A 16276-nucleotide genomic window follows, 5' to 3' on the forward strand; every position below is an offset into this window, starting at 1 on the left:
CCTCATTCGAAATTATATTGTTGCGGTCAACTAAAAATGACAATAAAATTTCTTTATTCCATCAGGCTATCTTGGCAATTCTCCTTAGTCGATCGGCTATCCAACCACCTGATACAAGCATGAAACCATAATTGAGGCAAACATTAGCTTGTGTAAAATCAAAAGCTCCATATTTTGTTCTTAAAGCTTGTTTTAAGCCTCTGGGAGGGGTGAAATGTATCATGTGTCATCCGTGCGGCATGACGTCCACGCCGCACGGATGACTCTTTTTTTGTGCTTTTAGGCTTACATATTTGCGGCCGAGTTTACAATAGATATAAAACAACGCTGTTTGAATATGATACAACTTTACAAACGAATTCTCTATTCAATTATTTTCCTGCTGGCTACTTTCTGTTCAACGAATGTTTTTGCAGATGGGTCAAAGGATCTCTACCCTTTAGGTGCTAGTGGTAAAAGAGCATTACTTTTAAGTTCGTTAAATAATACTAGTTCTATAGCGAGTTGGCCATTTCAAAGTCTTGGCACTATGAAGGTTTTCGTAAAGAATAACGAGTATATCTTTATGGGTTCAAGTGCCCAAGGCGTAGGAGGTGGAACGATCCACGTGTTTAATCCTAATACCGTGCCTAATGCGGCGAGAACTAACTTTAACAGTTCATCGGGCAACAGCACAAGTGTTGGGCGTATTAGCAATAGGGCGCAGGAATTAGCGGGAGCATTACCGGCTTCAGGTGGTTATACACCCTTTGTGATACAGAATACAACTGGCGCTGATGGTATTTTTGAGATAGATTTTGTTTCTCCAAATGCTGGTTTTAATGGAACGCCAGACGTGCCAGATGTGGGTGCGAACACTAGTTGGACTGCTACAAATACTTCACACCAGCCTAATGATCAACCATTAATTTTAGCTTGGGATGTAACTGTAAGAGGTGCAGCCGCCAGTCAAACTGATTTATCTGCATTTCCATTTATATCAGGAAGAGCGTATGCAAATGTTCTTAATGCCCATGTAATTGGCAATTTTACGGCAGCTGCAGGTGGATTTTATGGAAAGCTATATGTGCTCACAAAAGATGGATTTGCTTATCAAGTAAGCGGAAACGGACAAGTTGGAGTAGGTTTTACTTTTTTTGCAAACAATAGGGGTTATACTACAGGAACCAATGGTACTGGAAATTCTACGCGTAAAAGTTTGAATACTTCAACTAACCCCAATGTCAAGAATCCAAACGAAACAGATGATGCGCTCAATATTACGCATAAGTTGTTTTATGCAAAACCTGCAAACGATTTACCCGAAAATTCCATTGCAAAAGGAGTGTCAACTTGGGTAAAGGCGGCTAGCCCTCAATTTCCTACAGTATCCAATATCTCGTTTATGGGGGTAGAGGGTTCGGCTACCTATGTGAGTTCTAAGGGAGCTTACGTCAATTTTACTTCCAATTTGGCAGGTTCCTATAAAATAACAATCCCAGGCAATGGTAATTTTATCGATAGGGTAATAATTGGGAACTGCGTAGCTGGAGCCAACCAAGTTTTTTGGGACGGAAAAGCAGGTGCTTCTGTAGCCGATCCGATTACAGCAGGTTTGGCTACGCCGCCAGGAACAGTTCTGAATAGTATTAAAGTACAACTGTTTGGTGCAGAGGTCCATTTTCCGTTTATCGATGTGGAGCTCAACCCTAAGGGTATCGTAATAGAACAGCTTACTACCGACGGCAATTATACTGTCGTTGCAGGTAAGGATGTGGTTTATTGGGATGATAGTGACGTAAATAGCACAGGAAATAGTGCTAGTTCAACACCTTCTTCACCAACTAAGCCAACCTTTGGCGTAAATGGTGTTTCGAGTAATTCAAACGGACATAAATTTGGCAAATATAACGAAAATAGCGGGGCTGGAATTTCAGACTGGGGAAACAACAGGGCTATCGATACCTACTCTTTTGTGGAGGGTAATGAGGTTACGCAAACCATTAGCGCTACCATTTATCAGGCAGATTTAGAAGTAACCAGCATCACGCCTTCGGTTACTACGCAACAGGTAGGCAATACTATCACCTATACCATTGTAATTAAGAACTTAGCTAATGCCCAAAGCGTAAGCGATGTAACCGGTGCCACTTTTGGTTTCGAGTATCCAGCTGGTTTTACCATCAATTCGGCTGCCTTAACGCCGAATACAGGTACTGTGGGAGTAACTTTTCCACAAGTTACACCTACAAAATTCACGTCTACATTGAGCATGACCAATGGTTCTCAAGGTACCTATGTAATTACGGGTACAGTTGGCGCAACACTAAAAAATACAACCATTAATACTAGGGCAACCATTTTGAGGCCTGCAGATATTGCCGATCCAGATGCGACCGATGAAAGCACACCAACTTTCTCGGGAAATGTGGATACGGAGTGTAATGGTAATCCAAGTGGGGGAGGCTGTAATAACATTAAATCGGCTACAGGTGTAGTTATTTCAAATTCGGCACCTATAGCTAATCCTGAGGTGAATAGCACCAATATGAATACCACCTTAACCGTAGCAGATAATGCTGCGGGTGATATTCTGCTAAATGATACTGATGTAGATGGTGATGCTTTAACCGTAACCAAATATACCATTGGTGGAATTGATCATGCTATAGGAAGCTCATTCCTGATCCCTGGTAAAGGAACAATTACTGTTCGTGCCAATGGAAGCTACACTTTTGTTCCCCTAACTAATTTTACGGGAGCAGTTGATGTAATTACTTATACCATTACCGATGGCGCAGCTACTGCAACCAGTACGCTGACTTTAAATGTTATTCCTACTAACGTAGCTCCGCTAGCTAATCCGGATACAAATTCGACCAATGAAGACGTAACCTTAATGGTAAGCGCTGCTAATGGAATATTAGTTAATGATACCGACGCAGATAGCGATCCGTTAAGCGTAACCAAATATACAATTGCAGGTATTGGAGGCGACCAAGCTGTAGGAATACCTGTAGTGATTGCAGGAAAAGGAACAATTACCATCAATGCCGATGGCAGTTATACTTTTGTGCCGGTAGCCAACTTTAACGGCGCAGTGCCGGTAATTACTTATACCATCAGCGATGGCACGGTAACTGCCACAAGCACCTTAACCTTAACGGTTAATCCAGTTAACGATCCGCCATCCGCGCTTCCAGATGTCAATTCGACCAACGAAGATGTAACCTTAACGGTGAACGCTGCGAATGGAATTTTGACTAATGATACAGATGTTGAAAATAGCGCTTTAAGCGTAACTAAATATACCATTGCAGGCCTAGCAGGCGATCAGGCTGTAGGTACGCCTGTACTGATTGCAGGAAAAGGAACGATTACCATCAATGCCGATGGCGGTTATACTTTTGTGCCGGTAGCCAACTTTAATGGTGCGGTGCCGGTAATTACCTATACGGTTACCGATGGTACAGCAACGGCAACAAGTACTTTAACCTTAACCGTTAATCCGGTTAACGATCCGCCGGTGGCTAATCCAGATACGAATTCGACTAACGAGGACGTAACGCTTACAGTGGACGCAGCTAATGGCGTATTAAAAAATGACAGCGATGTAGATGGTGACGCCATCTCGGTAAGCAAGTTTACTGTAGATGGAATTATAGGAGACCAAGCTGTAGGTACACCATTTCTTATTCCTGGACAAGGAACGATTACGCTAAATGCAAATGGCAGCTATACTTTTGTACCTGAAGCCAACTTTAACGGTACGGTTTCAGAAATCAGCTATACCATTACCGATGGTACCACAACAACAAAAAGCACGTTGAACCTAACGGTTAATCCGGTTAACGATGCGCCTATAGCCAATCCAGATGCCAAAACAATATTAGAAGATGGCACATTGACCGTAGTTGGATCAGGCTTAATAACTAACGATAGCGATATAGATGGGGACATACTAGCCGTAACCAAGTATACTATTGCAGGTATCACTGGCGACCAGACTGTAGGAACACCAATTTTGATACCTGGACAAGGAACGATCACTATCGATGCCGGTGGCTCATATACTTTTGTACCTGTAGCCGATTTTAATGGTTCGGTTGCCGAAATTACTTATACCATTAGCGATGGCCATTCAGGTACGGCTTCGAGTACATTAAATATTACGGTTACGCCAGTTAACGACGCGCCTGCATTTACCAAAGGTGCAAACCAGTCGACCAACATTAGTGCAATAGCTGTAGTGAAAACTGTAACCGGTTGGGCAAGCGATTTAAGCAAAGGTCCGGCTAATGAAAGTGGCCAAACGCTTAATTTTATAACCAGCAATAACAATAATGCTTTATTTGTTACGCAACCAGCTATTGATGCTGCTGGCAATTTAACTTATACGCCAGCGCCTAATCAATATGGCAAGGCAACTGTAACCGTCAACATCCATGATAACGGAGGTACTGCAAATGGAGGTGTGGATACTTCGCTTCCGCAAACTTTCGATATTGTTATTAAGCCGGTAGGTGCTACAGATACTGATATTACACCTGTAAACACCGCAGTAACTACAACAATAACTACTAACGACGGTGCCAGTGGCATCGGAACAACGGTAGTAAAAGGTACCGATCCAGGTCACGGAACGATTACCGTAAATCCTGATGGAACCATTACCTATGATCCTGAGCACGATTATGTAGGTGCTGATAGCTATACTTATATTTTAAGAACACCAGATGGGGTAGATTCTGACCCAATTACGGTAAACATTACGGTTTACAAAGCGGCTATTACTGTAGCTAAAGATGGTGCCTATTTCGATTTCAATGGCGATGGCAAAGTAAATGTGGGCGACCGCATCAACTATACCTTCGCAGTAACCAACGCGGGTACAGCAACAGTAACCAATATTACCCTTAACGATATCAATGCGACGGTAACTGGTGGCCCAATTGCCTCATTGGCAGCAGGTGCGAGCAACAATAGCACATTTACTGGCTATCATGTATTAACACAAGCAGATTTAGACAACAGTGGGGTTTATAATTCCGCTACAGCTGCAGGTAAAGACCCTAAAAACAATAATGTAACAGGTACATCTACAGACCCAACACCGTTGGCGCCTGGAGATCCGAATTACCCAATTACACCGCCAACACCTGCCTGTCCAACTTGTACCATTACCCCAATTGTACAAACTGGCAGCATTAGCCTAGCCAAAGAAGGCGTATATAATGACACCAATGGCGATGGCAAAGTGAACATTGGCGATAGAATTAATTACACTTTCGTAGTAACCAATACCGGCAACGTAACTTTAACCAACGTTACCGTAACCGATAACAATGCAACCGTAGCTGGCGGACCGATCGCTTCATTGGCGCCAGGCGCAAGCAACAACAGTACGTTTACAGCCTTCCATGTATTGACACAAGCCGATTTTGATAATGGTGGCGTGTTCAACTTGGCTACGGCTAAAGGAAAAGATCCTAGAAACAATGATGTAACGACTACATCAAACGATCCAACTCCGTTAAATCCTGGCGATCCAGGCTATCCGGTAACGCCTCCAACACCTGCTTGTCCAACCTGTACCGTAACACCGATTACGCAAGCAGGAAGCATGAGCTTGACTAAGGAAGGCGCATACAGCGATTTCAATGCGGACGGCAAGATCAATGTGGGCGACCGTATCAACTATACCTTCGTGGTAACCAATACAGGCAACGTAACATTAACTAACGTAACTGTAACGGATAACAATGCAACCATAGCTGGCGGACCGATTGCCTCATTAGCAGTAGGCGCAAGCAACAACAATACATTTACAGGATATCATGTCATCACACAAGCCGACATCGATAACGGTGGCGTATTCAACTTGGCCACGGCTAAGGGCAAAGATCCGCGCAACAACGATGTAACGACCACATCGAATGACCCAACTCCATTAAATCCTGGCGATCCAGGCTATCCGGTAACGCCTCCAACACCAGCTTGTCCAACCTGCACCGTTACCCCAATTGTGCAAATTGGCAACATGACATTGGCCAAGGAAGGCGTATATAATGATACCAATGGCGATGGCAAAGTGAACATCGGCGATAGAATTAATTATACTTTTGTAGTAACCAATACGGGCAACGTAACCTTAACCAACGTTATCGTAACCGATAACAACGCAACCGTTGCTGGCGGACCGATTGCTTCACTGGCACCAGGCACAAGCAACAACAATACCATTACTGCTTTCCACGTATTAACGCAGGCCGATATTGATAATGGTGGCGTGTTTAACTTGGCAACAGCTAAGGGCAAAGATCCACGTAATAACGATGTAACGACCACATCGAATGACCCAACTCCATTAAATCCAAGTGATCCAGGTTATCCGGTAACGCCTCCAACACCAGTTTGCCCAACTTGTACCATTACCCCGGTAGTGCAAACAGGTAGCATGACTTTGGCTAAAGAAGGACTTTATTTCGACTTTAATGGCGATGGCAAGGTAAACGTGGGCGACCGCATTAACTATACTTTCGTGGTAACCAATACCGGCAACGTAACCTTGACCAATGTTACGGTAAGCGATATCAATGCAACCGTAGCTGGTGGACCAATTACTTTGGCACCAGGTGCAAGCAACAACAGTGCTTTTACAGCCTATTATGTGTTAACACAGGCCGATCTAGATAATGGCGGTGTGTTCAACTTGGCAACAGCTGCTGGTAAAGACCCTAGAAACAATGATGTAACGACGACATCAAACGATCCAACGCCGTTAAATCCGGGCGATCCAGACTATCCGGTAACGCCTCCAACACCAGCTTGTCCAACCTGTACCGTTACGCCAATTGTACAAACAGGCAGCATGAGCTTGGCTAAGGATGGAACTTATAGCGATACCAATGGCGATGGCAAAGTGAACGTAGGCGATCGTATCAATTATGCCTTCACGGTAACCAACACGGGCAACGTAACCCTGACCAATGTTACCATAAGCGATAACAATGCAACTGTAGTTGGTGGACCAATTGCCACCTTGGCGGCAGGGGCGATTGATAACAGTACGTTTACTGCTTATCACGTATTGACACAGGCAGATATCGATAATGGTGGAGTTTATAACTTGGCAACGGCTAAAGCAAAAGATCCACGTGATAACGATATCACCACTACTTCTAATGACCCTACGCCATTAGCGCCAGCTGATCCAAATACCCCGATTACGCCTCCAACACCAGCTTGTCCAACTTGTACCATTACCCCAATCGTACAGACCGGTAGCATGAGCTTGGCCAAAGAAGGTACTTACGATGATACCAATGCAGATGGTAAAGTGAACATAGGCGATAGAATCAATTATGCCTTCGTAGTGACCAATACGGGCAACGTAACCTTAACCAATGTTGCTTTAACAGACAACAACGCAACTGTTGCTGGCGGACCGATTGCTTCACTGCCAGTAGGTGCAAGCGATAACAGCACTTTTACGGCTTACCATGTATTAACGCAGGCTGATATCGACAACGGTGGCGTGTTTAACTTGGCTACAGTTAAAGGAAAAGATCCAAGAAACAATGATGTAACAACTACATCTAACGATCCGACCCCAGTTGCGCCAGGCGACCCTAACTATCCGGTAACGCCTCCAACACCGGCTTGTCCAACCTGTACCGTTACGCCAATTGTACAAACTGGCAGTATGACATTGGCCAAAGAAGGTGCCTATAACGATACCAACGGCGATGGCAAAGTGAACATTGGCGATAGAATCAACTACACTTTTGTAGTGACGAATACCGGCAACGTAACTTTAACCAACGTAACGGTAACCGATAACAATGCAACCGTTGCTGGCGGCCCAATTGCCTCATTGGCAGTAGGTGCGAGCGATAACAACACCTTTACTGCCTTCCACGTATTGACGCAGGCCGATTTTGACAACGGTGGGGTGTTCAACTTGGCCACGGCTAAAGCAAAAGACCCTAAAAATAACGACATCACCACCACTTCAAATGACCCTAGTCCTTTGAATCCTAGCGATCCAGGTTATCCGGTAACGCCTCCAACACCGGCTTGCCCAACCTGTACCGTAACTCCGATTACGCAAACAGGTAGCATGAGCTTAGCTAAGGAAGGCGTATACAACGATGCCAATGGCGATGGCAAGGTAAATGTAGGCGACCGCATCAACTATACTTTCGTAGTAACCAATACCGGCAACGTAACTTTAACCAACGTAACGGTAACCGATAACAATGCAACCGTTGCTGGCGGACCAATCGTTTCGTTGGCAGTAGGCGCAAGCGATAACAGCACATTTACTGCCTTCCACGTATTGACACAGGCTGATATCGATAACGGTGGGGTATTTAATACCGCAACTGCCAAAGGCAAGGATCCACGCGATAACGATATCACCACGACTTCAAATGATCCAACTCCATTGAACCCGGGCGATCCAGGTTATCCGGTAACACCTCCAACACCGGCTTGTCCGACCTGTACGGTTACTCCAATTGTACAGACTGGCAGCATGAGCTTGGCTAAAGAGGGTACTTACGATGATATCAATGCAGATGGCAAAGTGAACGTAGGCGATAGAATCAATTATGCCTTCGTAGTGACCAATACCGGCAACGTAACCTTAACCAACGTAACTGTTACCGATAACAATGCAACTGTAGCTGGCGGACCGATTGCTTCCTTGGCTGTAGGCGCAAGTGATAACAGTACTTTCACGGCTTACCATGTATTGACACAGGCTGATATCGACAACGGTGGCGTATTTAACCTGGCAACTGCCAAAGGAAAAGATCCAAGAAACACTGATGTAACAACTACATCAAACGATCCGACTCCAGTTGCGCCAGGCGACCCTAACTATCCGGTAACGCCTCCAACACCGGCTTGTCCAACCTGTACCGTAACTCCGATTACGCAAACAGGCAGCATGACATTGGCCAAAGAAGGTGCCTACGATGATACCAACGGCGATGGCAAAGTGAACATCGGCGATAGGATCAACTACACTTTTGTAGTGACCAACACGGGCAATGTAACCTTAACCAACGTAACGGTAAGCGATAACAATGCAACTGTTGCTGGCGGACCGATTGCCTCATTGGCAGCAGGCACGAGCGATAACAGTACCTTTACCGCTTATCACGTATTGACACAGGCCGATTTTGATAACGGTGGTGTGTTTAATACTGCAACAGCTAAGGGCAAGGATCCACGTAATAACGATGTAACAACCACATCAAACGATCCAACTCCATTAAATCCAGGCGATCCAGGTTATCCGGTAACGCCTCCAACACCGGCTTGTCCAACTTGTACCGTAACTCCGATTACGCAAACTGGTACCATGAGCTTGACCAAAGAGGGTACTTATGATGATACCAATGCAGATGGCAAAGTGAACATCGGCGATAGGATCAACTATACTTTTATAGTGACCAATACCGGTAACGTAACCTTAACCAACGTAACCGTAAGCGATAACAATGCAACTGTAGCTGGCGGACCAATTGCCACATTGGCACCTGGAGCTAGCGATAACAGTACCTTTACGGCTTATCATGTATTAACGCAGGCCGATATTGATAACGGTGGCGTGTTTAATACAGCGACAGCTAAAGGCAAGGATCCGCGCAACAATGATGTAACAACCACATCAAACGATCCGACTCCTTTAAATCCTGGCGATCCAGGCTACCCAGTTACGCCTCCAACACCGGCTTGCCCAACCTGTACCGTAACTCCGATTACGCAAACTGGTAGCATGACCTTGACAAAAGAGGGTGCATATAACGATACCAATGGCGATGGCAAAGTAAACATCGGCGACCGTATCAACTACACTTTTGTAGTAACCAATACCGGTAACGTAACCTTAACCAACGTAACCGTAAGCGATAACAATGCTACGGTAGTTGGCGGACCAATTGCTTCGTTGGCAGCAGGCGCAAGCGATAACAGCACCTTTACAGCTTACCATGTATTGACACAGGCCGATTTTGATAATGGTGGGGTGTTCAACACAGCGACAGCTAAAGGCAAAGATCCACGTAATAACGATGTAACGGTTACTTCGAACGATCCGACCCCAGTAAATCCAGGTGATCCAGGTTATCCGGTAACGCCTCCAACACCAGCTTGTCCAACCTGTACCGTAACTCCAATTACGCAAACAGGCAACATGACCTTAACTAAGGATGGAGTATACAACGATACCAATGGCGATGGCAAGGTGAATGTAGGCGATCGTATCAATTATACCTTTGTGGTAACCAACACGGGTAACGTAACCTTAACCAATGTTACCGTAAGCGATAACAATGCAACCGTAGTGGGTGGACCATTGGCTTCATTGGCTGTAGGTGCAAGCGATAACAGTACATTTACAGCTTACCATGTATTAACGCAGGCAGATTTGGATAACCGTGGCGTATTCAACTTGGCAAGCGCTTCGGCAACCGATCCAAGAAACAATACCGTTACCGTTACTTCAACTGATCCTACACCAGTGGCACCAGCAGATCCTAACTATCCGCTTACGCCACCAACACCGGCATGTCCAACATGTACCGTTACACCAATTGTACAAACAGGCGCAATTGCCTTGGTAAAAAAGGTAACCAATGCTGGAACTGGAGTAGGGGGTGCATTTGTACTGAATAACTCAATTGAATATACATTTACCATTACCAATACCGGTAACGTAACCTTGGGCAATATTGCCTTGACCGATCCGCTATTAGGTGCGGGTGTAATTAATGTAGCCGGTACATTGGCTCCAGGCGCATCAACTACGGTAGTAAGAACCTATGTAATTACTGTTGCTGATATTGCAAAAGGCAATGTAACCAACCAAGCGGTGATTAATGCAACAGATCCGGCTAACAAATCGGTAAGCGACCAATCGGGTACAACAGCTGGCAACGATACGCCAACAGTAACCACATTGGCTAAACCACCGGTAGCTAACAACGATAATGCAACTACCCGTCAGAACGATCCGATTAAGATTTCAATCGAAACCAACGATGTGGCAGGCAGTACGCCAATTGTTCCGGCAAGCATCGTCATTACGGTGCCACCTAAACATGGTACGGTAACCATTAATCCTGACGGTACAGTAACCTATACGCCAAACGCAGGTTATGTAGGTGCGGATGACTTTACTTATACCGTAACAGATACCAACGGACAAATTTCAAATCCGGCGGTAGCAAACATCACGGTAGTAGCCAGCAATCCGAAAGCGGTTGATGATGCCGATAAAACTCAGTTCAACAAGCCTGTAGTTATTCCGGTACTCAAAAACGACGTAAAAGATGGAGCCGAGCTAGACCCAACCAAGATAGAGGTGATGAGCCAGCCTAAAAACGGAACCATTAGGGTGAATTTAGATGGTACCATTACTTATACGCCAAATAGTGGCTTTACCGGAAAAGACAGCTTCACTTACCGCGTAAGAGATGCATACGGCAACTGGACCAATGTAGCCAATGTTGAGGTAGCTGTTGAAGGCTTCTTTATCCCGAACGTAATTACGCCAGATGGCGATGGCAAAAACGACTTCTTCGTGATCGTTGGCTTGCCAAGCTATGACAGGGCCGAAGTAGAATTCTACAACCGTTGGGGCAACCAGGTTTACGTGAGCAAAAACTACCAAAACAACTGGAGTGGCGAAGGCTTGAACGAAGGTACTTATTACTATACCATCAGGCTGATTAAGGGCAATACCAGCAGTACGATAAAAGGATGGGTTTTAATTAAACGTTAATCAGAAATTTTATCATGAGGTATTCAAGAGTAGAAATTATGAAAAAGCATTATATCAAAACAACAATCATTGGCTTAAGCTTCATCCTTGCGGGTTTAACACCTGCAAGGGCGCAGCAAAATATCCAGTTTACCCAATACATTTTCAATGCATTGAGCGTAAACCCGGCCTATGCGGGTTATAAGGAAGAATGGTTTGGCCAAATGGCCTTGCGTACGCAATGGACAGGCCTAAACGGAGCGCCAAATACCGGACAGGTTTCGATAGATGGAGTGGTAGATCCGGTAACCAAAAGAATGGGCGTGGGTTTGCAGCTTTCGGCCGATAAACTTGGTGCACAATCGTCGGCATCGGCTTATGCCAATTTTGCCTATCGTTTAAGGCTAAATGCCGAAGACACCGAACGCTTGAGTTTTGGTTTGGCTTTGGGAGTAACCAATTATTCCCTTGATGGCACCAAACTAAATCCGGTAGATGCCAACGACCCTAATTTACCAAGCGGACAGATCAACAGCTACATTCCCGATGCACGTTTTGGCGTGTACTATTACAACGAGAACTTCTATGTAGGTGCTTCTGTAATGGACTTGCTTTCTGGCGATAATTCCAACAGCATATTTAGGTGGGATGCCGGAACAACCGATAACTTGAAGCGTAAACGCCACATGTATATTATTGCAGGGATGCTAAATAACCTGTCTGATAATGTGAGGCTGAGGCCAAGCATTTTAATCAAGGAGGATTTTAAAGGGCCAACCAGTTTAGATTTAAGTGCGATGTTCATTTTTAACGATAGGGTTTGGTTAGGCGGTTCGTACCGTACCGGCTTAAACCTATGGAACAAAGATTACAGCAAGAACATTTCGCTAACCAATGTAAACTCGATTTCGGGCGTAGTGCAGTTTAATGTGAGCAACCGTTTGAGGATTGGCTATTCTTATGATTACATGCTGAACAAGCTGAGCTCGGTACAATCGGGTTCGCACGAGCTGACTTTGGGCATTACCTTCCCTAGATCGCTTAATCGTTTGCTAAGTCCAAGGTTTTTTTAAAGGATGTTATTCCGTATAAATAGAATTATGAAGAAGAAATATATCATCATTGCCACTTTGATTGCCTGGGGAGCCAGTTTAAATGCTTCATTTGCGCAAGAACAGTTCAACCTTCGCGATCGAGCTAAGAAGTTATATAATGAATATCAATATTTTCAGGCTGCCGGACTTTTTCAAAAGCTGGTAGATGTGAAAAAACCTAAGCTGGAAGACTTGGAGAACCTGGCAGATTGCTATGTGAAACTGAAAGACTATGAAGCTGCCGAGAATTGGTACGCAAGGGTAGTAGCGGTTCCCGAAAGCAAGCCTGAGAACCTGATGTTGTATGGCGAAGCCTTAAAATCGAACCTTAAATATGCAGAAGCCAAAAAGGTATTGCAACAATATGCAAGCACCACCGGCGATCAGGCGCGTGTAAGCGTAGATATTGCAGGTTGCGATTCGGCAGTAGTATGGTTGGCAAACCCTACCACACATCAGATCAAAAACCAGGCAGGTGTAAACACGCCGCTTTCTGAGTTCTCCGTATTTCCCTATCAAAAAGGCGTATTTTTTACTGGAGAACCTAGCCGTAAATCTTTAAAAGACCTATATGGCCGTACCGGTCGCCCTTATCTGCGCATTTTTACAGCCAACAAAAACGAGGAGAACGACCTATCAGGCGCAACCATTGATTCGATCATCTATAACAAAGGCGAATACCATATTGGTCCGGTGGTAACCAATAAATTAGGTTCGGTACTTTACGTAACCAGAACTACAACCGGCAAAACTTTAGAAGTAAGTACCATTGGCAAGAACAAGTACAACACCAATAACCTAGAGCTGTATTTCTTTAAACAATTGGCCGGAAAATGGGTTGAACAGCCTTTTGCTTACAACAATGTAGAGAAATATTCGGTTGGACATGCGGCTTTAAGTCCGGATGAAAAAACCTTGTACTTTGTATCTAACATGCCGGGTGGGCTAGGAGGAACAGACATCTGGTATGCTGAACTGCAAGACGACAAAACATGGGGGCAACCTAAAAATGCAGGTCCGAGCATCAATACTGCAAAGGAAGAGATGTTTCCTACGATTGCTGCGGATGGTACCTTGTATTTCTCAAGTACAGGCTGGCCGGGCATGGGTGGATTGGATATTTTTAGTGCCAAAGGCAGTAAAGAGAACTGGTCAAAGCCTCAAAACCTCAAATACCCGTTAAACTCGCCTGCTGATGATTTTGCTTACCTAACCATTAGCAATAGCGACGATTTAACAACAGGCTACCTTTCATCCAACCGTAAAGGTGGTGCAGGTAGAGACGATATTTATAGCTTTAGCCACAGGGGAGAGCAGCCAAAAGTGATTTTGGTCCTAAAAGGAAATGTGGTTAATAAAAAGTCTGGAGAGATCATCCCAGCTGCTGCAGTTACGTTATTTAGTGCGGGTCGCCAAGTGGTGGCCCGCCAAAGCAGCACCGAACAAGGTACCTTCTTGTTCGACCTAGAGCAGGGTAAAGATTACCAGTTATTGGCACAGAAAGAGAAATTTTATGCAGATTCTACAACTATTTCTACTAAAAGTGTTACAAAATCTCAAACTTTTGATGTAAAATTGCAACTGGAACCATTGTATGAGGTAGGCAAAGCCATCGCATTACAAAACATCCATTATAATTTTGACAAGGATAACATCAGGCCTGATGCTGCAAAAATTCTCGACGAATTGGTGCGCACCATGAGAGATAATCCAACGTTGGTGATCGAATTAGGATCGCATACCGATAGCAGGGGCGTAGATAGCTACAACCTAGACTTATCGCAACGCAGGGCAAGATCTGTAGTGAATTATTTAGTAAGCAGGGGCATAGCCAGAGACAGAATGGTGGCAAAAGGTTACGGAGAAACCCAATTGCTTAATAAATGCAGTAACGGCGTAAAATGTACAGAGGCTGAACACCAAGCCAATCGCCGTACCGAATTTAAAATTTTGAAATATTAATACAATAGAAGATATTAGCAGCGCCTGGTTGAGCTCGGGCGTTTGTTAATTTAGCTGTCATAATTGGATCTAAGAGCGTTTATTAAGGATGAAAGCTAACAAGATGAAGATTCTTGCCATCGCAGTTATAGCAATTGCATTCGTGGCATTAATTCTTATCGTCATTGACAAATTATCAGGGGATAATTTAAAATGAGACAATTAGAAACAGCCACAAAGCCCGACGCAAGTCGGGCTTTGTTGTTTATAGTGCCTTAAAATAGATTCAACCTTCTGCCTTCAACCCTCAACCTTCCACTTGAACTTTTCAACCTTGAACCTTGAACTTTCAACTTTGAACCCTCAACCTTCAACTTTGAACCTTCAACTTTCAACTTTGAACTTTGAACTCTCAACTTTAAACTCCCCCTTCCCTCAAGAAACCAACACTTTTTTATGGTACTTGTTGCGGTAGTCGATAGGTGTAAGGCCGGTAATCTTCTTAAAAACATCCCTAAAGGCCTTGGTATCTGTATAGCCCACATCAAACATCACTTCGGTAATGTTTTTCCTGCTCGATTCAAAACTGCGTTTAGCTGCCTCGATTTTTACTCGTTGTATGTATTCGATCACCGTATTATTGGTGGCTTTTTTAAAACGGCGTTCAAAGCTTCTTCTGCCCAGCGCTACCATATCGGCCAGTTGATCTACCGTTAATTTGTCCTGGTAGTTTTCGTCGATAAATTCCTGTGCCTTTTTAATTTCCTCGTCATTGTGTTTTTTCTGACCTTGAAACATCATGAAAGCCAATTGGCTTTCCCGGTCAATATCTATGGCAAAATATTTAGAAGCCAAAATCGCAGTATCCCTATCGGTATATTTTTCTACCAGGTAAAGCAAGAGGTTCCAGTAAGAATTGGCGCCTCCACTCGAGTAAATGCCTTTTTCTTCAGTAATGATACTGCCATCCACCAGTTCTACAGCGGGAAACATTGCCCTGAAATCTGTTGATAGATGCCAATGGGTAGAACATTTTTTGCCATCGAGTAATCCTGTAGAAGCCAATAGAAATGCACCTAGACACAAAGAAACCACTTCTGCACCTTTGTGGTATTGCTCTACAATCCAAGGTTGCAGTTCCTTGTTCATTTCTACTGCTCTAGCCATATCGCCGCTTAATGCCGGAATAAAGATCAAGTCTGTTTTGGGAAGTTCGCCGATTAAGGCATCGGTATGTACCGAGAAAAGATTGTTGTTCAGCCTCATCTCCTTCTTCATGCCCACCAATTGCACATTGAACAATGGAGCCTTCCCTGATGCGGTTAGAAATTCGTTTACCGTGGTAAATAAATACCTGGGGTCTGCAATAGCTTCTATTACAGCAGTTTCGGGTACAAGTATAGAGATGTGCTTCATTGGGGGATATTGGTTTTGCCGAAACAAATATAGTGCAACACTTTGTCGCAAACAACCCCTGCAATTGTCT

General features: G+C 44.3%; 4 protein-coding genes. 3 read left to right on the forward strand and 1 reads right to left on the reverse strand.

What is annotated here, in order from left to right; all coding sequences use genetic code 11:
• Nucleotides 1–529 precede the first annotated feature (529 nt).
• From AC570H_RS02755 to AC570H_RS02765, 3 genes are read left to right on the forward strand one after another with little or no spacing between them, the layout of a single operon-like run.
• On the forward strand, nt 530–11776 hold the full coding sequence (locus AC570H_RS02755; protein ID WP_497351475.1) for a CLIPPER-2 domain-containing protein: 11247 nt from the start codon (nt 530–532) through the stop codon (nt 11774–11776).
• Between the two features lie 14 nt (nt 11777–11790).
• Nucleotides 11791–12828 (forward strand): PorP/SprF family type IX secretion system membrane protein, encoded by a 1038-nt coding sequence (locus AC570H_RS02760; RefSeq protein ID WP_497351477.1) that lies wholly within the window; start codon nt 11791–11793, stop codon nt 12826–12828.
• Between the two features lie 27 nt (nt 12829–12855).
• Complete coding sequence (locus tag AC570H_RS02765) at nt 12856–14811, forward strand: OmpA family protein (protein WP_497351479.1); 1956 nt, start codon at nt 12856–12858, stop codon at nt 14809–14811.
• Between the two features lie 414 nt (nt 14812–15225).
• Here AC570H_RS02765 and AC570H_RS02770 read toward each other — a convergent pair whose 3' ends face one another.
• A complete protein-coding gene (locus AC570H_RS02770) occupies nt 15226–16206 on the reverse strand; it encodes a GlxA family transcriptional regulator (protein WP_497351481.1) in 981 nt (326 codons plus the stop codon).
• Between the last annotated feature and the right edge of the window lie 70 nt (nt 16207–16276).

The organism is Pedobacter sp. B4419 (genome assembly GCF_059693725.1).